Below are 22884 nucleotides of genomic sequence, written 5' to 3'. Positions count from 1 at the left end.
GCTTGATGATGCCGCCATCTGGGCGACTTGAGCGTAGCAGCTCCGCCACCAGGCGCTATTGCGCTTGGCCTGTGCTCATCGAGGAGTTTCACGGTAATGGCTATCAGCGTTTTCGACCTGTTCAAGATCGGCATCGGTCCCTCCAGTTCTCACACCGTCGGGCCCATGCGCGCCGCGGCGTTGTTCGTTCAAGGACTGCGCGTTCGTGATGTGTTGGAACAAGTACGGCGCGTTGAAGTTCAGCTCTATGGCTCTTTGTCCGCGACCGGCATCGGTCACGGCAGCGACAACGCGACGATCATGGGCCTGATGGGCGAGTGGCCGGACGCGATTGACCCGTCGCAGATCGGCATCCGCATCGAGACCCTGCGTGAAACCAATACCTTATTACTGGACGGGCGTTTGCCGGTGCCGTTTGTGTGGGCGCGGGACATGCGCCTGATCGACGAAAACCTGCCATTTCATCCCAACGCCATGACCCTGGTGGTGTTCGGTGATGACGGTGAATTGCACCGCGATACCTACTATTCAGTAGGTGGCGGTTTTGTGGTGGATCAAGCCCAGGCCAACAGCGGCGTGGCGGATATGGATCGCACCGAGCTGCCTTACGATTTCTCCAGTGCGGTGGAGTTGCTGAGCCTGTGCCAGACCCACAACCTGCGGGTGGCCGAACTGATGCTCGCCAATGAGAAAGTCTGGCGTTCGGAAGAAGAAATCCGCAGCGGTCTGATGAAGCTTTGGCGTGCCATGCAAGATTGCGTCGAGCAGGGCCTCAAGCACGAAGGCATTCTTCCGGGTGGCCTCAATGTGCGTCGGCGTGCCGCCAAGTTGCACCGTAGCTTGCAGGAACTGGGCAAACCCAATGTGATTGGCTCGACCTTGAGCGCGATGGAGTGGGTCAATTTGTTTGCCCTGGCGGTGAATGAAGAAAACGCCGCCGGCGGGCGCATGGTCACGGCGCCGACCAATGGCGCGGCGGGGATTATCCCGGCGGTATTGCACTACTTTATGAAGTTCAGCGAAGTGGTGACCGAAGCCAACGTCGTCGACTATTTCCTGAGCGCTGCAGCGGTGGGCATTCTGTGTAAAAAGAACGCTTCGATCTCCGGCGCTGAAGTGGGTTGCCAGGGTGAAGTCGGTTCGGCCTGTGCAATGGCGGCGGCTGGGCTGGCAGAAATTCTCGGTGCCACACCGGAGCAGTTGTGCAACGCGGCGGAGATTGGCCTGGAACACAACCTTGGCCTGACGTGCGACCCGGTGGGTGGGCTGGTGCAAGTGCCGTGCATCGAGCGTAATGCGATTGCGGCGGTGAAAGCGATCAACGCGGCGCAGATGGCGTTGCGGGGTGATGGCCAACACTTTATCTCGTTGGACCGGGTGATCCGCACCATGCGAGACACCGGGGCGGATATGCACGACAAGTACAAGGAGACATCGCGGGGTGGGTTGGCGGTGAGTGCGGTGGAGTGTTGAGTTTCACCTGTGGCGAGGGGGCTTGCCCCCGTTGGGCTGCGAAGCAGCCCTAAAATCTACGAACTCGGTCTATCGGAAAAAACTCAGCGATCTTTTTGGGGCTGCTTCGCAGCCCAACGGGGCAAGCCCCCTCGCCACGAGTAACTGCTCATAAAGTGAACACCCTGCCCCAATCACGCCACCTTTTAGCGCGTCGCAATTAGATAAGTAGCTCCCAAACGATTCGTCTCCGCAACCACTCGTCCACCGTGCTTTGGGTGACAGACTTTTCCCACGTCGTTTCTCCTCCTTCCCACAAGTGCTACCGAACTGCTCACACACCTTGAGCCTGCTTTCTCCTGCGCCTTTTTCGGGTCATATCCCGCACTCCGTGCGCGGGCTTATATAGACGCGTCATGAGGTCGTTTTCAGGAGTTATTGAATGCGCATTCAACTTTAGGCATGGCATTTGCTCTATCAATCAAAAGCCTCTCTCTTTAGAAGATGAGTGCAATAACAAGAGCCTCGCCTGAGGCCATCACCCGCTTTGTGTGAGGAGATACCGCGATGACGTCGTTCAACTCCGGGGCCCAACCCCAGAACCGTGCGCCTCAATCCATCGGCTTTTTGCTGCTGGACAATTTCACGCTGATTTCCCTGGCCTCCGCAGTCGAACCGCTGCGTATGGCCAACCAGTTGTCCGGCCGCGAGCTGTACCGTTGGACGACCTTGAGTGTCGACGGAAACCAGGTATGGGCCAGCGACGGTCTGCAGATCACTCCCGATTGCTCCATGCACAAAGCCCCGGCCCTGGACATCGTGATTGTCTGCGGTGGCGTGGGCATCCAGCGCACCGTCACCCGCGAGCATGTGTCCTGGTTGCAAAGCCAGGCGCGCCAGTCTCGCCGTCTCGGCGCGGTGTGCACGGGCAGTTGGGCCTTGGCCTGTGCCGGTTTGCTGGACGGTTTTGATTGCAGCGTGCACTGGGAATGCCTGGCGTCGATGCAGGAAGCCTTCCCGCGCGTGGCCATGAGCACACGCCTGTTCACCCTCGACCGCAACCGCTTCACCAGTTCGGGCGGCACCGCACCGCTGGACATGATGCTGCACCTGATCAGCCGCGACCACGGCCGTGAATTGTCGGCAGCCATCTCCGAGATGTTTGTCTACGAACGCATCCGCAATGAGCAGGATCACCAGCGCGTACCGCTCAAGCATATGCTCGGCACCAACCAGCCGAAGTTGCAGGAAATCGTCGCGCTGATGGAAGCCAATCTGGAAGAGCCGATCGACCTCGATGAACTGGCGGTGTACGTCGCGGTTTCCCGGCGTCAGTTGGAGCGGTTGTTCCAGAAATACCTGCACTGTTCGCCGTCGCGCTACTACCTCAAGTTGCGCCTGATCCGCGCGCGGCAATTGCTCAAGCAAACGCCGATGTCGATCATCGAAGTGGCGTCGGTGTGTGGGTTTGTCTCTACGCCGCACTTCTCCAAGTGCTACCGCGAATATTTCGGCATTCCGCCACGGGATGAGCGTGTAGGTTCCAACACTGCCCAGCAAGTGGCGATGTTGCCGATCCCGCAGGCGCTGGTGTTGTCACCGTTGTCTGGGCCGTTGTCGGCGTTGAGCCAGGCGCGTAATGAGTCGACTTTTGCTAGCGTGAGGCTCTAGACCGAGTCGTCTTCATCGCAGGCAAGCCAGCTCCCACATTTGACTGTGTTCACAAATCAAAATGTGGGAGCGGCGGTGCGACGATTCGACTTGCTCGCGAAAGCGGTTTATCAAGCGCCAGAGTTCTGCCGAAACTGCACAAGCGCCGGCAACAACTGCTTATCAATCGCCTGCCTGACCGCCGGCAAAATCGTCGCTCTGCCGGTATACATCTGCTCGACCATGCCTTTAAGCGCCTTGGCCCGCGACTCACTCAAGCCGCGTACCGCGCATTCACACGCCTGCTCGGCGGTGGCGCCGCTGGACACTTCGAAACCCAATGACCGCAGTTGGCCAAGCAGGTCATCCTGGTCAATCAAATCCGCGTGCATCATGACGTTTATCCTTATTAGGGGAGCGGTGATGAGGTCGATTCTGGTAGGCCATCACTGTGTCGGCAAGCGCTGAATGCATGAATGTCCGGGACACCTATGAACAGGTCGTTTTCGGCTAACTCGTTTGGGGACGGAGTAGGCACACTGAACTCAAGCAAGCAGCTTGAAGGTTTGGTCACCCTCGGGATGCACAGCTCACACAAAGCACTCTGCCCCGATCCAGTCACGGCTGGACCGGGGCTTTTTTTGTGTGGGAGGTGTGGCGACTCGGTCTACCGTTGCAATACCAATATCCTGGACAACAACTCATCCCGATCGATATAGCAGCCCTGGAAATGCCGTGCGCCGGACGCCGGGTCAAACGCGTTGCGCGCATGCAAGGTGCGCCGGTTATCGAAGCACCACAGTTCGCCGGGATTCAATCGTTTGACCAGGCGAAAGCGCTCTTCCCGGGTCATCGCAATAAACCGGCGATAGGCACGATACAACAACGGCATGTGTTCCACGCTTGTCTCAAACGGCCCGCGCAGAAAGTTGGCCATGCGGATCTCGGCGACGTCACCCACGGCATCCAGCGCAATGATCGGCGCCAGGCGGCGATAGTCGCTGTGGCGGTCCTTGTTGCGGAACTCCACCGGGATTTCACACAGGGCGCGAAACGCTTCGGGATCCTCATCGCGCAGGGCCCGGGAAATGGCGAAACCGTCGACAAAAATACTCTCGCCACCGTCGGCGTCATTCACCAGGCAATGCAAAAATTGCAGCCCCGGTTGCAGCTCTCTCGTCGGTAAATCGCTGTGCAGTGGCAGGTTGAACGCGGTGTAGGCGTTGCTGTCGGCGTCGGCCTTGGATTGCACGTTGAACAGCACGCCGAAGTTGCTCTCGCGGATGAACGAAATACGCTTGGCGATCAGTGCCAGGGAGCCGGGTTCGGTGGGCACGCCGCGTACTTGCGTGAGGCCGCTGTCGCGTAATGCCAACAGCCATTGCAGCAGTGCATTGGGGTCTTCCATCAAGGCTGTGTATTCAAAAACAGGCAGCTCGAATGAGCGGTCCCAGAGCTTGGATTTCGGTTTGGCAGCCCGGCGTTCGGCGCGGGATTCATCGTCATAGGCGTGGGCCCTCAGCCAGCCGGGATCGTACTGGCTGTGATGACCGCCGCTCCACTGCACACTCAGAACCCCCAGGTCGATACGGGCACTGATAGCCGTGAGGTTCTCGTCGACATCGACGATTTCCAACACCTGCTCGCGGGTCACGTTGTAGACGCACGAAGGGCAGGGGCAGTTGTCCCGCAGCCATTGGTGATGGAACGGGCTCACCCGGCCATCGGCCCATTGCACTTGGAGGTGATCGCTGTGCACCTGCACGTCGGCCAGGTCGCTGATCAATGGGTAAGTACGGAAGTCGGCAACAGCGACGGCAGTTTGCATGGCGATTCCTTATTTTTGGGGTGGCAGTCCAATCACTCGGCCGAGCAGAGCCGGTTTCGGCAGGTCAATTTGCTCGGCGCTGATGGCCGTCAACTTGCCTAGCACGGCTTCACTGAATGGCGCCGAATGCGGCCCGGTGAGATCAACGTGCAGCAGCATTTGTTCGTTACCCGCCAGCTCCCGTGCTTCGCCCACCAGGTGCAGGCTGTGATAGAGGTGCAGGCGTTTGCGGTCGTGGGCGATGAGTTGGGTGTGGACCTCGACGTCGGCGCCCAGCTTCACTTCGTGCAGGTAGTTGAGGTGCAGTTCCAGGGTGAACAGCGAGTTGCCGCGGGCTTCGCGGTTTTCGCTATCCAGGCCCAGAGTGTCCATCAGCGCGTCAGTGGCGTAGCTGAAGATCAGCAGGTAAAACGCGTCGCGCAGGTGACCGTTGTAGTCGACCCAGTCGGGGAGGATTTTGGTGGTGTAGGTGGTGAGCGCGGGCATGGTTACAGTTCCAAATGTGTACTCGGTCAAAAATGTGGGAGCGGGCTTGCTCGCGAAAGCGGTGGGGCAGTCAAATATGCATAAACTGACCCACCGCTTTCGCGAGCAAGCCCGCTCCCACATTGGATCTTCAGCGGTTATTCGGCGAAGGTCATCCCATGCTTTTCCTTGGTCGTCCTCACCGCCTCCAGCACCGCCAGCAGGCAATCATCACGGTAGCGCTCCAGCGCCGAAATGCTGTGCGTTCCCAGCTGTTCAGTGGTGCCATCCACCACATCGTCAATCAACTTATCGGTCAGCTCAGGCGCTGGCAAATAGGTCCACGGCAACTGCAACGCCGGCCCAAACTGCGCCATGAAATGCCGCATCCCCGCGTCGCCACCGGCCAAGGTGTAGGTCAGGAAAGTCCCCATGAACGACCACCGCAAACCGGCACCAAAGCGGATCGCATCATCGATCTCGCCAGTGGTCGCCACACCATCGTTGACCAGGTGTAGCGCCTCGCGCCACAGCGCTTCCAGCAGACGGTCAGCGATAAAGCCAGGCACCTCTTTACGCACATGCAGCGGGCGCATGCCGAGGGATTCATACACCTTCATCGCCGCTTGAATCGCTTCCGGCGCGGTGTTCTTGCCGCCCACCACTTCTACCAGCGGCAGCAGGTACACCGGGTTGAATGGGTGACCCACCACGCAACGTTCCGGGTGAGTCGAACCTTCATAAAACTCGCTGGGCAACAGCCCCGAAGTGCTTGAACCGATCAACGCATTCGGCTTGGCTGCCGCGCTGATCTTGCTGTGCAATTCCAGTTTCAGCTCCAGGCGTTCCGGGGCGCTTTCCTGGATGAAGTCGGCGTCTTTCACGCACTCTTCAATGGTGGCGACAAAGCGCAGGCGGTTTTGAGATGCGCCCGGCGCCAGGCCTTGTTTTTCCAGGGCGCCCCACGCGTTGGCAACGCGCTTGCGCAAGGCGGTTTCAGCTCCCGGTGCCGGGTCCCAGGCCACTACATCGAGGCCGTGGGCGAGGGCGCGGGACACCCAACCGCTGCCGATAACACCGCTGCCCAGCGCGGCGAAGGTTTTGATTTCGGTGATAAAGCTCATGGCTGATTCCTGACAGGTTCGGTGATTATGTATAGGAACCGGATCAGTGTGGGAGCGGGCTTGCTCGCGAATGCGGTATGTCAGTTGATGCATTAGGTGACTGATTCACCGCATTCGCGAGCAAGCCCGCTCCCACACTGATCCGGTTCCGACCGGGAAAGTGTGGTTAGCCGCGCTTGGTCAAACCCATCTTGATGCGGCCTTCAGCCGGGGTCATGACTCGCGCACCGAGGCGGCTAAGAATCTCGCTGGCGCGTTCCACCAGTTGCCCGTTGGTTGCCAGCACACCCTTGTCCAGCCACAAGTTGTCTTCCAGGCCAACCCGCACGTTGCCGCCCAGAAGCACCGCTTGCGCCGCCATCGGCATTTGCATGCGGCCGATGCCGAAGCCGGCCCACACGGCGTCCGCCGGCAGGTTGTCGACCATGGCTTTCATGGTGGTGGTGTCAGCCGGTGCGCCCCATGGGATGCCCAGGCACAGTTGGAACAGCGGGTTGTCGAGCAGGCCTTCCTTGATCATCTGCTTGGCGAACCACAGGTGACCGGTGTCGAAAATTTCCAGTTCGGCCTTCACGCCCAGTTCCTGGATGCGCTTGGCGCCAGCGCGCAGTTGGGCTGGGGTGGAAACATAAATAGTGTCGCCGTCGCCGAAGTTCAGGGTGCCGCAGTCCAGGGTGCAGATTTCCGGCAGCAACGCTTCAACGTGGGCCAGGCGGGTCAGCGGGCCGACCAGGTCGGTGTTGGGACCGAACTCCATCGGGTTCTCGCCGCCACCGATTTCCAGGTCGCCACCCATGCCGGCGGTGAGGTTAACGATGATGTCGATGTCCGCCTCGCGGATGCGTTCCATCACTTCGCGGTACAGCGCCACGTCGCGGCTGAACTTGCCGGTCTCGGGGTCACGTACGTGGCAATGCACGACCGTGGCGCCAGCCTTGGCAGCTTCCACCGCCGCGGCGGCGATTTGTTTTGGGGTGACCGGCACGTGTGGGCTTCTGGCGGTCGTGTCGCCAGCACCGGTGAGTGCGCAGGTGATGATGACGTCGTGGTTCATGGGGCAGGTTCCTTACAGGCGGGCGTAGTGATGCCGTTCGCAGCCAACCTCAGCTGCGAAACGGTGATTCGGAAAAAGTTATTTGCTGGTCAATTGCAGGTTGGCCGCTGCCGGCTTGCCATCGAAGGTGGTTACGCCTTCCAGCCAGCGCTGCTGGTCTTGCGGGTGATCCTTGAGCCATTGCTTGGCGGACTCGAAAGCGTCCTTGTGATCCAGCAGCGGCTGCATCATCCGGCTCTCGTCGGCGGCGGTGAAGGTCAGGTTGGTCAGCAGCTTTTGCACATTCGGGCATTGCTCGGCATAGGTTGGAGACGTGATGGTCCAGACCGTGGCCATGCCTTCATTCGGGCCCAGGGCGTCATCGCTGCCAGTGAGGTAAGTCATCGCCACGTTGACGTTCATCGGGTGCGGCGCCCAGCCGAAGAACACCACGGCTTCCTTACGCCGCACGGCGCGGTCTACGGCGGCGAGCATGCCGGCCTCGCTGGACTCCACCAGTTGGAATTTGCCCAGGCCAAACTGGTTCTTGGTGATCATTGCCTTGATCTGGGTGTTGGCGCCCGAGCCGGGTTCGATGCCGTAGATCTTGCCGCCCAGCTCTTTTTCGAACTTGGCGATATCGGCGAAGGTTTTCAGGCCCTTATCCGCGAGGTAAGTCGGGACCGCCAGGGTGGCGCGGGCGTCCTTGAGGCTGGGCGCGTCGAGGACCTTGACCTGCTTGGCGTCGACAAACGGCGTGATGGTCTGGGTCATCAGCGGGTTCCAGTAACCGAGGAACAGGTCCAGGCGCTGGTCGCGGATCCCGGCGAAGATGATTTGCTGGGACGCGCTGGTTTGTTTGGTTTTGTAGCCGAGGCCGTCGAGCAGCACTTGGGTCATGGCGCTGGTGGCGATCACGTCGGTCCAGTTCACCACGCCCATGCGCACGTTCTGGCAGGACGCGGCGTCGGCGGCCATTACGTGGGTGCTCAAAATGGCGCTGGCGCTGAGTGCAAGCACACAACGGCTGATCAGTCGGTTCATGGTGGATCCCTCGGCAGGTCGTTATTGTGGGTTCCGGCGTCTTTGTGCGCCGTGCAGCCAAGTTACTCAGCTTGATGCCCGACAAAACGCACGGCGGCGACCAGCTCTTGCACTGCAGCGACCTGTGCTCTTGAATCGCCGATTGAACTGGCGTATCACAGTGACCACGCTACCCGTCCCACGAGTGCGCTCCATGTCCCAGGATTTCTACTTTTTGCTGATGCCGGGTTTCTCCGCCATCGGCTTTATTTCCGCCATCGAACCGCTGCGCGTGGCCAACCGCTTTCGTGGTGAGTTGTACCGTTGGCATGTGCTGAGCGCCGATGGCGGCGCAGTACTGGCGAGCAATGGCATGTCGGTTAACGCCGACGCTGCGTTGGAACCGCTGAAAAAGGGCGCGACCTTATTGGTGGTGGCCGGTTTCGAACCGTTGAAGTTCGCCACGCCTGCACTCGAGCATTGGCTGCGCCGCCTCGACAACGACGGCGTGACCCTCGGCGCTATCGACACCGGCAGCTTTGTCCTTGCCGAGGCAGGCCTGCTGGACGACCACCGCCTGACCCTGCATTGGGAAGCCATCGACGCCTTCAAGGAATCTTATCCACAGCTGACGGTGACCCAGGAACTGTTCGAGATCGACCGTCGGCGTATCACCTCCGCCGGCGGTACCGCGTCTATCGACCTTATGCTCGACCTGATCAGCCAGGCCCACGGGCCGGAACTGGCGGTCCAGGTCTCCGAACAGTTCGTGCTGGGCCGCATTCGCCCCCGCAAAGACCACCAGCGCATGCAAATAGCCACACGCTACGGCATCAACAACAAGAAGCTGGTGCACGTGATCGGCGAGATGGAACAGCACACTGAACCGCCGCTGAGCACGCTGGCGCTGGCGGAGGCGATCAAGGTCACACGGCGGCAGTTGGAGCGGCTGTTTCGGCTGCACCTGAACGATACACCAAGCAACTTTTACCTCGGCCTGCGCCTGGAAAAGGCTCGGCAACTGCTGCGCCAGACCGACATGAGCGTGCTGGAGGTGAGCATTGCCTGCGGGTTTGAATCGCCGTCGTATTTCACCCGTAGCTACCGGGCGCGGTTTGCCAAGTGCCCGAGGGAAGACCGGCGACGGGAGGTGGTTTGACAGCCGATTATAGTAAATTATACTCGTGACTATAATTTATAGTCGTTTCCATAATTGAGTATAAAGCCATGTCGAAGAACACTGGTTTCGTGTTTCGTCGGCCCGCGCTGGCCGTCAGCATTGCCGATGGCCTGGTGGGTACCGGGATCCAGGATTTCACCTCCGGCCTGTTCCTGGCGGCGCCGCGTCGCACGGGCAAAAGTACCTTTTTACGCGAAGACTTGATCCCGGAGTGCCAGGCTCGGGGCTGGTTGGCGGTGTATGTCGACCTCTGGGCCAACAAGGAACAAGACCCGGCAGACCTGATCGCCGGAGCCATCGCCGCCGCCTTGGTGCCCTATGAAAACGGCATTCGCAAACTGGCTAAATCCATCGGCGTCGAAAAGCTTAGCTTCCTGCGCACCTTGTCCTGGGACTTCACCAAGCCTCAACTGCCGGCCGGGGCCACGCTGACTCAAGCGTTAGAGTTGCTCCATAGCGCGGCGCAGAAAACCGTAGTGCTGGTGATTGACGAGGCACAACACGCGCTGACCACCGAGGCCGGTATCAACGCGATGTTCGCCCTCAAGGCGGCGCGGGATCAGCTTAACCAAGGCCGTGAAGGTGAGGGCAGCGGCTTGCGCCTGGTGTTCACCGGCTCCAACCGCGACAAACTTGCCCATCTGGTGCTCGGTAAAAGCCAGCCGTTTTTCGGCTCCAGCATTACCCCGTTTCCCTTGCTCGGCAAAGAGTTCACCCAGGCCTACACCGCGCACCTCAATGCCCAATTGGCCGACACCAATCAGTTCAGCGCTGCCGATATTGATGAAGCCTTCGAACTGGTCGGCCGTCGCCCGGAGATGTTGCGCACCATCATCAGCGAAGTCGCACTGGACCTCGGCGATGCGAGCAACCTCAGCCAATTGCTGCACAACCGTGCCGAATTCCTGCGCGCGGGCGTGTGGACTGAGTTTGAAAGTGCTTGGAATGCCCTGACCGTGCCGCAACGAGCGGTACTGGAAGTGATGGTCGAGCGCTCCCAGAACAACGAGCCGTTTGCGCCGTTCACCGACAGCACGCTCACGGCGGTGGGCAAGGCGTTGGAGGCGATGGGCAGCGATGTGGTGCCGGGCACGCAGACTATTCAGGCCTGTATCGATGCTCTGCGCGACAAGGAGTTGGTCTGGAAATCAAGTCGCGGGGCTTATGCGCTGGAAGACAAGTCGTTTGGCGATTGGCTGCAGCACGGCAGGCGAAGTAAAACGAATGAATGATGTGCAAGCATTGAGATCGATAGGATGGGGAAGGGGCTCAGAAGCGAAACCAGCCCAGAGACTGGTTTCGCTTACTCGATACTGCGCTGGGAAAGGCTAGCGAGGAGGGGGCTACTACACACTTCAGCGACGACCTTCATGACGTTAATCCCATTCGATAAGTTGACTATACCTGTCTGATGTAGGGTTTAAGCGGTATCAGCCGATTGACGGCGGCGAGTGGATTGCCTTGCAGCAACTGCGCTGGTTCGGGTTTGAGTTTGCTCTGATTGATATTGGCCAATACGCCGATGGCGGCATTCATGCCTGACATAAAGGCTCCTTCGCACCAGCCTGGATAGTTGCTGGCACTGTCCGAGGACAGGAATATTTTTTGATAGGTACGATCCCTTTCGCTGACGTTGAATCCAGGATCTTGGGTGAAAAGATACAAGTTACATAGAGCATTGGACGTCGCGAAATCCCCTGCGGCGTCGAGCTTGAATGCACCTGTTGCGCCAGCTTGGTCCTGCCAGTCAATGCCGATCGCATTGGAGTCGCTCTGGTTGCTGCCCAGTATGGAGTTGAAGTACTCCGTTGTTCTGACGCGGTGTGGAACGGTCTGAATATAGGGCAGTACCGCAGCGCTGGCACGGTAGCTTCTCCACCACTCTTTCGGATATCCGGGTCCGAACCAATTAGGGTTTTCGGTAAACATCGGAATGGCCGTCGTACCGTTTTCCCGGGAAGGGGCAACGTCAAGCACGCTGCGAGCCTTGTTCGAGTCCAGACTCCAAGTGTAGGAAAGCAAGGCAGCAACCGGACCTTTCTGGCTCTCTGAAGTAGTCGGAATAAAGTAGCTGGCACGTGTCCAGCCCTCGCTCAGCACACACTGTATGGGGCTGTTGTCGATGCGCCGCCAACTATCGGCCAGCACCGAGCCTGCTGCCCAGGGAGCCTGCGGCATGACATAAAAGGATTTGCTGGCGTTCATCATATTGAGGCGCGCGATGGCGTTTTTCAGCGGGGCGATACGACTGTCATAGGTTGTTGACCATGACTTTTCAAAGTAACTGTAGAACCCATAGCGTTTGCCATCGAGCGGGACTTCTACCCGTGTGCCATTGCGCGGGTAACTTAGCTCACTTGCCAGCGACATCATGGTTAGCATGGCGGTATGAGGAACGGCTGCAACTACATAGTCGGCATGGACCGGTGTCAGCGTAGCCCCTTCTATTCCCTGTCCTTTGAGATCGCGTACCAGTATCCCTGGTTTTGCGGACAGCTCGTCGGGTGTCAGGAACAGTCCCAGTTCCTGGACTTCATGTCGCTCATGCAAAGTGAACGTATTTTTACCATTTGCCCCAAACTCATCCATGAGTTTGCCCAACAGCCTATGGGCAATTGTGCCCACCCCCACCCCAGGTGGTAGCGCATACTCATCCAAATAGTCCCAGAGCCAAATCCGCAGCATTTCGAGAAAGCCCATGGGGAACATGCTGCCCATGCCACCGGTTCCGAAGCCGAGATTGACGAAGATCGACATTTGCTCGGGCGTCCATCCCTTGGGCTCTGCGACGTACTCATGGATCCAGTCACCCAGGCTCAACTTGTCAAAGCGTTGAATCATCGACACCCAGAAATCCTGGATGCGCTTCTCCTCTTCGGAGGATAATTGCGGCTGTTCAAGCAACGCCAGGACTTCCAGAATAGTGGTGCCTCCTCCCTCGATGGCGTTGATGGCATCGCGCGTGTCAACGGAAACAGTCATGAACTGCGCAGGCAGGTCAGGTGCTTGAGCACTGCCGCTCATCCAAGGGTAGGTGATGCCATCCTTGCACAGGATTGTGGGCACTATGCCTGGATTGGGAAACAAATCGAGCAGCGTATCCTCGCCCAGCACGTCCCCGAACATTTCCCAAGTGACTTTGGCTTTCGCAGGAAAACGCATGGCTCCGAGTTCACACACGGTATCGGACTGAAGCTTGCGTACGAAGCTTCGGGCTCGACCGTAGTTATACCGGTGCCAGTCGGCATCGATGTCCTCCAGTTGGTTACGTTCATACAATGTCACGTTCAAACCCGCTCGTAGCAACTCCCTTGCCGTCAACAGACCGGACATTCCAGCCCCGATAATGATGACTCGGGCGTCCTTTTCTGCCCCTACCAGAGGTTGGGCCAGCCAGCCGCCCTCCGGGCTGGAGGCTCGAAGGATTTCTGCGTAGTCATAAGGGTATGCATCTATCAGACGTGAAGTGCCTGTCCTGAGCTGGCGGATCGTTTGCGGGCCGGCCTGGATGTGTGCGCCACTGCTACCTCCCAGGGCGCCTAAGGATGGAAACCAAGACATGATCATTCTCCTTGAATCAATCGCATTTCGTTGGTTTTTACTGCTCGAATAAGCAGTAAAAACCAGTGTAGTTGAATGCGAAAATTATCAAGGCTATCGGTGTATCGACGATTTTGTGTACATTTAGCGTTTTTTTGTAGAGGTTTTAATTGCCTCTAAACACGCCGCCTTGTACGCCTCATGCTGATACTTATTCAGTGTCGCCGGCAGGGCGAAGTCATGTTTCTTGTTCTGCGCATTGATGGTTTGAGGCGAGAGCAGCGTCACCTCAACACCGTCCAGCAGCTGAAACACCCCTTCAATCTTGAACGTGGTCGGGCCGCCGGCGAACTCGCCTTTTTTGCTGCGCTTCTTGATGGCGATGCGGGTAATGCCGTTATCGCGTACAAACGCAGTCACCTGATGGGCGAACGCTTTGACGTTGGCTGCTTCATCGTCGTCTTCGAGGGCGATTTTCTTGGTGGCCAGGGCGACGTGGCTCAGCGCCTGGTTGTCCAGGGCGACGACGGCGATGATCGCCTCGCTGCCTTTGATTTCAATGCCGCAAATGCTCATGGGGTCGCCTTGGAAGAGGTGGAGAAGCCGCGAATGGTATCAGGCTCGAAGCGCTCGGCGCGCGCCAGACATCAGGCTCAAGCACGCAGCGGTCAGCGCCAGTGCCGTCACCAGCGCGCCGACCAACGGCGTTATTTCCAGGCTGCCCTTGGCGATTACCACACCGCCCAGCGCAGCACCCAAGGCCACGCCCAGGTGCATCGCCGAGGTATTAATCCCCACATTGGCTTCGCCGGCCTCGGGCACGGTGTGCAGCAAGTAGTTCTGTACCACCGGCGAGATGGTCCAGCTCAAGGCCATCCACAGTGCATACAGCACCAGGAAGCTCACCCACGAACCGGTCGCCCACGGCAGTAGTGCCATGACCAGGGTGAACAGCGCGGGAATCAGCACCAGCGCCCGCTTGAACCCCAGCCGATCCGACAGCCAGCCGCCGCAGTAGCCACCGCTGATCGCGGCAATGCCGAAGAATACATAGAGATAGCTCAGCGACACACCGTGGATGCCCATGGTCTGTTGCACGTAGGGCGCCAGGTAGGCGAACAGCACGAAATGCCCGGTCAGCAGCAATACGGAGACCAGTTGCGCCAATAGCAGCTTGGGAATCACCAACTGGCGGCAGTAATCGCGCAACGATGTAGGTGGGCGGCTGGCGAAGGTCGGTAGCGTGAGGCGCAGCAGCCCTGCAATCACCACGGCCAACAGTGCCAACAGCAGAAACGGCGCTCGCCAGCTCAGTGAGTCACCCAAGGCGATACCGACAGGAATCCCCAGCACCAGTGAACCGCTGATGCCCATGAACACAATGCCAATCGCCCGCCCACGTAAACGCGTCTCCACCAGCGATGCCGACAACGTTGACGCCAGGACCACCACCAAGGCACAACTGCCGGCACTGACGATCCGGCAGACCAGCAGCATCCAGTAATTTACCGCTAGCCCGGAACCCAGGTTGCCCAGCGCAAAGGTCAGCAAGGCGGCGATCAGCAGTGTGCGCCGTTCAATTCGCGACGTCAGCGACAGCAGCGGCGCGGCGCACACGGCAAAGGTCAGGGAAAACACCGCCGTCAGCTGCCCGGCAGCGCTCAGGGTGACACCCAGTTCCCGGGACAATAACGGCAAAATCCCGCCTACCAGGTTTTCATCGATACCGGCCACGAAGGCGGCGAGGGCGAGCAGGTAGATGCGTGGGTTCATGAGGCGCCGCACAGGAGAAATGGACGGCGATCATGGCGAAGGAATGGGTTGACTGGCAAGTCAACAAACAGGCGAATTCAGTGAATCACGCATCAATGCTCGCGTATTACTCCTGCCCGATCGATTCCAGAAACTCCGACCGCTCATCACTCATGCGCGCCAGGCAATCATTTTGCGCAATCGCATATTCCTTGCTCCCCGCCACGGCTGGGAAGGTGTCCACGGCGCAATCGGCGTCCCGCAACTTGTCCCATTTTTGCTGGGCATCCTTCAGACGAGCGGTAATGTCTGCCAGCTGCGCCTTGTTGCTGGCATAGGTGCTACCCATGCGTTCCAGCAGGCCCTGGTAGTTATCCTTGAGCAATTGCTCGGCAGTGGTTTTGTTGTAGGTGGCGCATTCCAGGGTTTGCTTGTCGTTTTCGATGCCGTCACACGGCGTGCTGTCGGTGTCTTCTGCCGCGTGTACGCCGGTTGCGATGAGTGCCAAAGCCAGGAGAATCGATTTCATTGCGCCGTCTCATATCAGGTGATGGGCCAAATTCTGGCTCAAGCGTAGGACAAAGAACAGACACCAGTCAGAGATGTCATGTTGGCCTTTGTCGTGGATTGACGCTTTCGGCAATTCCCCTGTCGTTTTTGCACCCGGCTCCATCAGCCCCTGGGCATATGCTGGCCCCAAAGCGCCGGCAGACGATTCGGCGCATGAATCGCCAATAAGGGGACGCCTGATGAGCCCAGCCGAATTGCACGCCGACAGCATCGTTATCGACGGGCTGATCATTGCCAAGTGGAACCGCGACCTGTTTGAAGACATGCGCAAAGGCGGCCTGACCGCTGCCAACTGCACCGTGTCGGTGTGGGAAGGTTTCCAGGCCACCATTAACAACATTGCCGCCAGCCAGAAACTGATCCGCGAGAACAGCGACCTGGTGATCCCGGTGAAAACCACCGCTGACATCCGTCGCGCCAAGGAGCAGGGCAAGACCGGGATCATCTTCGGCTTCCAGAATGCGCATGCGTTTGAAGACCAGCTCGGCTATGTCGAGATCTTCAAGCAGTTGGGCGTTGGCGTGGTGCAGATGTGCTACAACACCCAGAACCTCGTCGGCACCGGTTGCTACGAGCGCGACGGCGGTCTGTCGGGCTTTGGCCGCGAGATCGTCGCCGAGATGAACCGTGTCGGCATCATGTGCGACCTGTCCCACGTCGGTTCCAAGACCAGCGAAGAAGTCATCCTCGAATCGAAAAAGCCGGTGTGCTATTCCCACTGCCTGCCGTCGGGCCTTAAAGAGCACCCGCGCAACAAGTCCGACGAAGAGCTCAAGTTCATTGCCGACCATGGCGGCTTTGTCGGCGTGACCATGTTTGCGCCGTTCCTGGCCAAAGGCATCGATTCGACCATCGACGACTACGCCGAAGCCATCGAATACACCATGAACATCGTCGGCGAAGACGCCATCGGCATCGGCACCGATTTCACCCAGGGCCATGGCCAGGATTTCTTTGAAATGCTGACCCATGACAAGGGCTACGCCCGCCGCCTGACCAGCTTCGGCAAGATCATCAACCCGCTGGGCATCCGCACCGTGGGCGAGTTCCCCAACCTCACCGAGACCCTGCTCAAGCGCGGCCATCCTGAGCGTGTGGTGCGCAAGATCATGGGCGAGAACTGGGTCAACGTCCTCAAGGACGTCTGGGGCGAATAAGCCCTCGATCTCAACACAACTCCTGTAGCCGCTGCCGAGGTACGAGGCTGCGATGGGCTTGGTGCGGCATTCCGACGTAGCAGCCCCAAAGCGGCGGTCCTGCGGACACGCATCGCAGCCTCGTGCCTCGGCAGCGGCTACAACCACATACTGAATTCTGGAGCTTTACCCCATGGCCAAGATCGCCCCTCAATTGCCTATCGAAGTCGACAGCGAAACCGGTGTCTGGACCTCTGACGCCCTGCCGATGCTCTACGTACCGCGCCACTTTTTCGTCAACAACCACATGGGCATCGAAGAAGTCCTGGGCGCTGACGCCTACGCCGAAATCCTCTACAAGGCCGGCTACAAGTCCGCCTGGCACTGGTGCGAAAAAGAAGCTGAATGCCACGGCTTGGAAGGCGTTGCGGTGTTCGAGCACTACATGAAGCGCCTGTCGCAACGCGGCTGGGGCTTGTTCAAGATCCAGGACATCGACCTCGACAAAGGCACCGCCAGCGTCAAGCTTGAACACTCTGCGTTCGTCTACGTGTACGGCAAGGTCGGGCGCAAGGTTGACTACATGTTCACCGGCTGGTTTGCCGGGGCCATGGACCAGATTCTGCAAGCCCGCGGCAGCAAGATCCGAACGGTGGCCGAGCAAGTCTACGGCGGCTCCGAAGAGGGCCACGACGACGGCCTGTTCACCGTCAAGCCGTTGTAAGTCGAGGACCCTGCCATGGCTTTCGAAGCAATGTTTGCGCCGATCCAGATCGGCAAACTGACCATCCGCAACCGCGTGCTCAGTACCGCCCACGCCGAGGTGTATGCCACCGACGGCGGCATGACCACCGACCGCTATGTGAAGTATTACGAAGAGAAAGCCAAGGGCGGGATCGGCCTGGCGATCTGCGGCGGTTCTTCCAGCGTGGCCATCGACAGCCCCCAAGGCTGGTGGAAATCGGTGAACCTGGCCGATGACCGGATCATCCCGCACTTCCAGAACCTGGCCGATGCCATGCACAAGCATGGCGCCAAGATCATGATCCAGATTACCCACATGGGCCGTCGCTCGCGCTGGGATGGCGAGCATTGGCCGACGCTGTTGTCGCCGTCGGGCATCCGTGAGCCGGTGCACCGTGCGACCTGCAAAACCATCGAGCCGGAAGAAATCTGGCGGGTGATCGGCAACTACGCCAGTGCAGCGGCGCGGGCCAAGGCCGGTGGTTTGGACGGTGTGGAACTGTCGGCGGTGCATCAGCACATGATCGACCAGTTCTGGAGCCCGCGGGTCAACAAGCGCACCGATGAATGGGGCGGCAGTTTTGAAAACCGCATGCGTTTTGGTCTTGAAGTCTTGAAGGCCGTGCGTGCCGAAGTGGGCCCGGATTTCTGCGTCGGCATCCGTTTGTGTGGCGACGAATTCCACCCGGACGGCCTGTCCCACGAGGACATGAAGCAGATCGCCAAGTACTACGACGACACTGGCATGTTGGACTTTATCGGCGTGGTCGGCTCGGGTTGCGACACTCACAATACCCTGGCCAACGTTATCCCGAACATGAGTTATCCACCGGAGCCATTCCTGCACCTGGCGGCCGGGATCAAGGAAGTGGTCAAGGCTCCGGTGCTGCACGCGCAGAACATCAAGGACCCGAACCAGGCTACGCGCATCCTTGAAGGCGGTTATGTGGACATGGTCGGCATGACCCGCGCCCACATCGCCGACCCGCACCTGATCGCCAAGATCAAGATGGGCCAGATCGACCAGATCAAACAGTGCGTCGGCGCCAACTATTGCATCGACCGTCAGTACCAAGGGTTGGACGTGCTGTGCATCCAGAACGCCGCGACTTCCCGTGAATACATGGGCGTGCCGCACATTATCGAGAAATCCACCGGACCTAAACGCAAGGTGGTTGTGGTAGGTGCCGGCCCTGCCGGGATGGAAGCCGCGCGTGTTGCCGCTGAACGTGGCCACGACGTGACGCTGTTCGAGAAGAAAGAGTTTATCGGCGGGCAAATCACCACCGCTTCCAAAGCCCCGCAACGGGACCAGATTGCCGGGATCACCCGCTGGTTCCAGCTGGAACTGGCGCGGCTGAATGTCGACCTGCGCCTGGGCGTGGCGGCGGATGCGGCGACCATTCTGGACCTGCGTCCGGATGTAGTCGTGCTGGCGGTGGGCGGTCATCCGTTCCTTGAACAGAACGAACACTGGGGCGCCGCTGAAGGCCTGGTGGTCAGCAGTTGGGACGTGCTCGACGGCAAGGTTGCGCCGGGCAAAAACGTGCTGGTCTACGACACCATCTGCGAGTTCACCGGCATGTCGGTGGCGGACTTCCTCGCGGACAAGGGCAGCCAGGTGGAGATCGTCACCGACGACATCAAGCCGGGCGTGGCCATCGGCGGTACATCGTTCCCGACGTACTACCGCAGCATGTACCCCAAAGAAGTGATCATGACCGGCGACATGATGCTGGAGAAGGTCTATCGCGAAGGCGACAAGCTGGTGGCGGTGCTGGAGAACGAATACACCGGCGCCAAAGAGGAACGAGTGGTGGACCAGGTGGTGGTCGAGAACGGTGTGCGCCCGGATGAAGAGATCTACTACGGGCTCAAGGAAGGTTCGCGCAACAAGGGCCAGATGGACATCGAAGCCTTGTTCGCGATCAAGCCGCAACCGTGCTTGAGCGAGACGGGCGAGGGGTACTTGCTGTTCCGCATCGGTGACTGTGTGGCTCAGCGTAATACCCACGCTGCGATCTATGACGCCCTGCGCCTGTGCAAGGATTTCTGACCCGACACTGAACCAATGTGTACTCGGTTAAAAATGTGGGAGCGGGCTTGCTCGCGAAAGCGGTGGATCAGTCAGTACATTGGGTGACTGACACTGCGCCTTCGCGAGCAAGCCCGCTCCCACATTAGACCTGTGTGATCTGTGGGAGCTTCACCATGTTGAACACCTTGCTTCCCGTTCTTTTGTTCGCCGCGTTGGGCCTTGCGGTCCTCGGCGCGTTGCGCCGGATGAACATGTGGCGCCGTGGCCGCTCATCCAAGGTTGACTTGATCGGCGGCCTGCTGGCCATGCCCAAGCGCTACATGGTCGACCTGCACCACGTGGTCGCGCGTGACAAATACATTGCCAACACCCACGTCGCTACCGCCCTGGGCTTTGTGCTGTCGGCGCTGCTGGCGATTCTGGTGCATGGTTTCGGCCTGCATAACCGCATCCTCGGCTATGCCTTGCTGCTGGCTTCGGTGCTGATGTTTGTTGGCGCTACCTTCGTTTACCTGCGTCGCCGCAACCCACCGTCGCGCCTGTCGAAAGGCCCGTGGATGCGCCTGCCGAAAAGCCTGATGGCGTTCTCCGTCAGCTTCTTCCTGGTGACCTTGCCCGTGGCCGGGATTCTGCCGGCAGACTTCGGCGGCTGGTTGCTGGCAGCGCTGCTGAGTGTGGGTGTGCTGTGGGGCGTGTCGGAAATGTTCTTCGGCATGACCTGGGGCGGCCCGATGAAGCATGCCTTCGCCGGTGCGTTGCACCTGGCCTGGCACCGCCGCGCCGAGCGCTTTGGCGGTGGCCGTTCCACCGGTTTGAAACCGCTGGACCTGGCCGACAAAACCGCGCCATTGGGCGTGGAAAAGCCTGTGGATTTTACCTGGAATCAACTGCTCGGCTTCGACGCCTGCGTGCAGTGCGGTAAGTGCGAAGCGGCCTGCCCGGCGTTCGCCGCCGGTCAACCGCTGAACCCGAAAAAACTCATCCAGGATATGGTTGTCGGCCTGGCCGGCGGCACCGATGCCAAGTTCGCCGGCAGCCCGTATCCGGGCAAGGCCATCGGCGAACACGGCGGCAACCCTCATCAACCGATCGTCAACGGCCTGGTGGACGCCGAGACCTTGTGGTCCTGCACCACCTGCCGCGCCTGCGTGGAAGAGTGCCCGATGATGATCGAGCACGTGGACGCCATCGTCGACATGCGCCGCCACCTGACCCTGGAAAAAGGCGCGACGCCGAACAAGGGCGCCGAAGTCCTGGAGAACCTGATTGCCACCGACAACCCGGGCGGCTTTGCGCCGGGCGGGCGGATGAACTGGGCGGCGGATTTGAACCTGCCATTGCTCAGCGACAAGAAAAGTGTCGACGTGCTGTTTTGGGTCGGCGACGGTGCCTTCGACATGCGCAACCAGCGTACCTTGCGCGCCTTCGTCAAAGTGCTGAAGGCGGCCCAGGTCGACTTTGCCGTGCTCGGTCTTGAAGAGCGCGATAGCGGTGATGTCGCCCGACGTCTTGGCGATGAAGCGACCTTCCAACTGTTGGCCGCACGCAATATTCAGACCTTGGCCAAGTACAACTTCAAGCGCATCGTCACCTGCGACCCTCACAGTTTCCACGTGCTGAAAAACGAATACGGCGCCTTCGACGGCAACTACCAAGTGCAGCACCACAGCACCTACATGGCCGAGCTGATCGACGCCGGCGCCCTCAACCTGGGCCAGCACAAAGGCAGCAGCGTGACCTATCACGACCCGTGCTACCTGGGGCGCTACAACGGTGAATACGAGGCTCCGCGCCAAGTGCTGCGGGCGTTGGGGATCGAGGTCAAGGAAATGCAACGTTCCGGCTTCCGTTCCCGCTGCTGCGGTGGCGGTGGCGGCGCGCCGATCACCGATATTCCCGGCAAGCAGCGGATTCCCGATATGCGCATGGAAGACATCCGCGAGACGGGCGCCGAGCTGGTGGCCGTGGGTTGTCCACAGTGCACGGCAATGCTTGAAGGTGTGGTCGAACCGCGTCCACGGATCTTGGACATCGCCGAGTTGGTGGCTGACGCGCTGCTGGAAGACTCCGCACCGGCCAAGACACCGATCAAGCGCCCTATCCAGCATGAATCTGCGGAGGTGCATTGATGAGCGACATTATCCGCCGCGACCCACGGGCTGAATGGATCGCCCGCAACCGTCTGCACCCGCTGCACGCGGCCATGCAGCCGGTACAACACAGTTGGATGGGACCTAACGGTATCATCCGCAAGAATGTTCATGGTGTCGGTTTTATCGGCCCCAACGGCATCAAGCGTATCGATCGCAGTGGTGCCCAGCAGGGCGGCGCGGCCAAACGGTCGGCGGCGGTGGAAGTGCAGCTTCCGTTGCATCAGGTTGCTGTCCCGGCGTTCTATATCAACGTGGTACCGGACATGGTCGGTGGCCGCCTGAGCAGCCACGACCGTGACTTGTTGGGCCTGGCCCGGCAGTTGGCCGGCAGCGACGGCGCAGTGCTGGCCGTGGTGTTCGGTGAACACAAGGAAAACGCCTTTGCCACAGCCGGTGTGGATCGGCTGCTGGTGCTGGACGGCCATGAGTTCGAGGGGTATTCACCGGAGCAGCGGGTCCAGGGCCTGCGGGCTGTGGATAACCAGTTCAGCCCGCTCCATTGGTTGCTGCCAGACAGCCGCAGCGGTGGCGGTGAATTGGGCCGGCGCTTTGCCGCAAGTCTCAAGGAACGCCCGGCTACACGGGTTTGGCAGATCAAGGGACAAGAGTGCATTGGCCGCGCCGGTGCTGGTCAGGAGGACTTGGCCCGTCCGCTGCCACGGCTGATTCTGGCGGCAGCGGAGTGCGCCGATCCCGTCAGCGAAACCCGTCACGAAGTGTTGCCGGAGGAGTTATCCACAAGCCTGGCCCGCAGTCTGCCGCGTATTGAAGACCTCGGTGCAGTGGCGGTGGACCCGGCAGCGATTCCCATGGCCGAGGCCGAGTTTATTTTCTCTGGCGGCAACGGGGTCAAGGACTGGGCGCTGTTCCACCAGACCGCCGCGGCACTGGGTGCCACCGAAGGCGCCTCCCGGGTGGCGGTGGACGATGGCTTTATGGCGCGTGATCGCCAGGTCGGCGCCAGCGGCACCTGGGTCACTGCGCGGGTTTACGTGGCGGTGGGGATTTCCGGGGCAATCCAGCATCTGCAAGGTATTGGTGCCTGCGACAAGGTGGTGGCGATCAACCTCGACCCTGGCTGCGACATGATCAAGCGTGCCGACCTGTCGGTGATTGGCGAAAGCGCCGAAATACTTCGAGCCTTGATCGCCGCGGTCGAGACCTACCGCAGCGGCGCCAAGCGCGATGCGGCTTAA

At 59.8% G+C, this 22884-nt stretch carries 19 protein-coding genes; 9 read left to right on the top strand and 10 right to left on the bottom strand.

Going from position 1 to position 22884, the window contains the following annotated elements; genetic code table 11:
• Positions 1-96 precede the first annotated feature (96 nt).
• Together HKK55_RS23240 and HKK55_RS23235 are read left to right on the top strand one after the other, a co-directional pair.
• Positions 97-1473: an L-serine ammonia-lyase gene (locus HKK55_RS23240; protein ID WP_169356754.1), complete on the top strand. Its 1377-nt coding sequence runs from the start codon at positions 97-99 to the stop codon at positions 1471-1473.
• A gap of 546 nt (positions 1474-2019) precedes the next feature.
• Entirely contained in the window at positions 2020-3123 is a 1104-nt protein-coding gene (locus HKK55_RS23235; protein WP_169356753.1) for a GlxA family transcriptional regulator, read from the top strand.
• Between the two features lie 110 nt (positions 3124-3233).
• Here the strand turns inward: HKK55_RS23235 and HKK55_RS23230 are convergent, their stop codons facing one another.
• The 6 genes from HKK55_RS23230 to HKK55_RS23205 all read right to left on the bottom strand — a co-directional run bounded on the left by HKK55_RS23230 (position 3234) and on the right by HKK55_RS23205 (position 8596).
• Positions 3234-3497 carry a hypothetical protein gene (locus tag HKK55_RS23230; protein WP_169356752.1) on the bottom strand — a complete coding sequence of 88 codons (264 nt, stop codon included), beginning with the start codon at positions 3495-3497 and terminating at the stop codon, positions 3234-3236.
• A gap of 272 nt (positions 3498-3769) precedes the next feature.
• Positions 3770-4930 (bottom strand): gamma-butyrobetaine dioxygenase, encoded by a 1161-nt coding sequence (locus HKK55_RS23225; RefSeq protein ID WP_169356751.1) that lies wholly within the window; start codon positions 4928-4930, stop codon positions 3770-3772.
• A 9-nt stretch (positions 4931-4939) separates the two neighbouring features.
• Positions 4940-5416, bottom strand: a complete 477-nt coding sequence (locus HKK55_RS23220) for a thioesterase family protein (protein ID WP_169356750.1) — start codon at positions 5414-5416, stop codon at positions 4940-4942.
• A gap of 137 nt (positions 5417-5553) precedes the next feature.
• On the bottom strand, positions 5554-6519 hold the full coding sequence (locus tag HKK55_RS23215; RefSeq protein ID WP_169356749.1) for an L-carnitine dehydrogenase: 966 nt from the start codon (positions 6517-6519) through the stop codon (positions 5554-5556).
• Between the two features lie 166 nt (positions 6520-6685).
• Positions 6686-7573 (bottom strand): 3-keto-5-aminohexanoate cleavage protein, encoded by an 888-nt coding sequence (locus HKK55_RS23210; RefSeq protein WP_122310432.1) that lies wholly within the window; start codon positions 7571-7573, stop codon positions 6686-6688.
• 78 nt (positions 7574-7651) lie between these two features.
• Positions 7652-8596 carry a choline ABC transporter substrate-binding protein gene (locus HKK55_RS23205; RefSeq protein WP_169356748.1) on the bottom strand — a complete coding sequence of 315 codons (945 nt, stop codon included), beginning with the start codon at positions 8594-8596 and terminating at the stop codon, positions 7652-7654.
• A 193-nt stretch (positions 8597-8789) separates the two neighbouring features.
• Between HKK55_RS23205 and HKK55_RS23200 the strand changes: the two genes are divergently transcribed.
• Positions 8790-9734, top strand: coding sequence for a GlxA family transcriptional regulator (locus HKK55_RS23200; protein ID WP_169356747.1), 945 nt, complete (start codon positions 8790-8792; stop codon positions 9732-9734).
• A 68-nt stretch (positions 9735-9802) separates the two neighbouring features.
• Entirely contained in the window at positions 9803-10987 is a 1185-nt protein-coding gene (locus HKK55_RS23195) for an AAA family ATPase (protein ID WP_169356746.1), read from the top strand.
• Positions 10988-11153: 166 nt separating this feature from the next.
• Here HKK55_RS23195 and HKK55_RS23190 read toward each other — a convergent pair whose 3' ends face one another.
• From HKK55_RS23190 to HKK55_RS23175, 4 genes are all read right to left on the bottom strand, one after another.
• A complete protein-coding gene (locus tag HKK55_RS23190) occupies positions 11154-13316 on the bottom strand; it encodes an FAD-dependent oxidoreductase (RefSeq protein ID WP_169356745.1) in 2163 nt (720 codons plus the stop codon).
• A gap of 123 nt (positions 13317-13439) precedes the next feature.
• Positions 13440-13871 carry a DUF3010 family protein gene (locus HKK55_RS23185; protein WP_169356744.1) on the bottom strand — a complete coding sequence of 144 codons (432 nt, stop codon included), beginning with the start codon at positions 13869-13871 and terminating at the stop codon, positions 13440-13442.
• Between the two features lie 39 nt (positions 13872-13910).
• Positions 13911-15068 carry an MFS transporter gene (locus HKK55_RS23180; RefSeq protein ID WP_169356743.1) on the bottom strand — a complete coding sequence of 386 codons (1158 nt, stop codon included), beginning with the start codon at positions 15066-15068 and terminating at the stop codon, positions 13911-13913.
• 106 nt (positions 15069-15174) lie between these two features.
• Positions 15175-15576 carry a lysozyme inhibitor LprI family protein gene (locus HKK55_RS23175; protein ID WP_169356742.1) on the bottom strand — a complete coding sequence of 134 codons (402 nt, stop codon included), beginning with the start codon at positions 15574-15576 and terminating at the stop codon, positions 15175-15177.
• A 220-nt stretch (positions 15577-15796) separates the two neighbouring features.
• Between HKK55_RS23175 and HKK55_RS23170 the strand changes: the two genes are divergently transcribed.
• The 5 genes from HKK55_RS23170 to HKK55_RS23150 all read left to right on the top strand — a co-directional run bounded on the left by HKK55_RS23170 (position 15797) and on the right by HKK55_RS23150 (position 22884).
• A complete protein-coding gene (locus HKK55_RS23170; RefSeq protein ID WP_014340593.1) occupies positions 15797-16774 on the top strand; it encodes a dipeptidase in 978 nt (325 codons plus the stop codon).
• A gap of 172 nt (positions 16775-16946) precedes the next feature.
• Entirely contained in the window at positions 16947-17477 is a 531-nt protein-coding gene (locus HKK55_RS23165) for a DUF5943 domain-containing protein (protein ID WP_008033249.1), read from the top strand.
• Positions 17478-17492: 15 nt separating this feature from the next.
• The gene (dgcA, locus tag HKK55_RS23160; protein ID WP_169356741.1) at positions 17493-19553 is read left to right on the top strand and encodes a dimethylglycine demethylation protein DgcA; all 2061 of its coding nucleotides are present in this window, start codon (positions 17493-17495) and stop codon (positions 19551-19553) included.
• Between the two features lie 155 nt (positions 19554-19708).
• Positions 19709-21664 (top strand): dimethylglycine demethylation protein DgcB, encoded by a 1956-nt coding sequence (gene dgcB / locus HKK55_RS23155; RefSeq protein WP_169356740.1) that lies wholly within the window; start codon positions 19709-19711, stop codon positions 21662-21664.
• On the top strand, positions 21664-22884 hold the full coding sequence (locus HKK55_RS23150) for an electron transfer flavoprotein subunit alpha/FixB family protein (protein WP_169356739.1): 1221 nt from the start codon (positions 21664-21666) through the stop codon (positions 22882-22884). Before dgcB ends, HKK55_RS23150 begins: the two co-directional genes overlap by 1 nt.

This window comes from Pseudomonas sp. ADAK18 (assembly GCF_012935695.1).
Lineage (GTDB): Bacteria > Pseudomonadota > Gammaproteobacteria > Pseudomonadales > Pseudomonadaceae > Aquipseudomonas.
The sequence above is the reverse complement of the archived record's forward strand: the minus strand, read 5'-3'. Positions and strand labels throughout refer to the sequence as shown.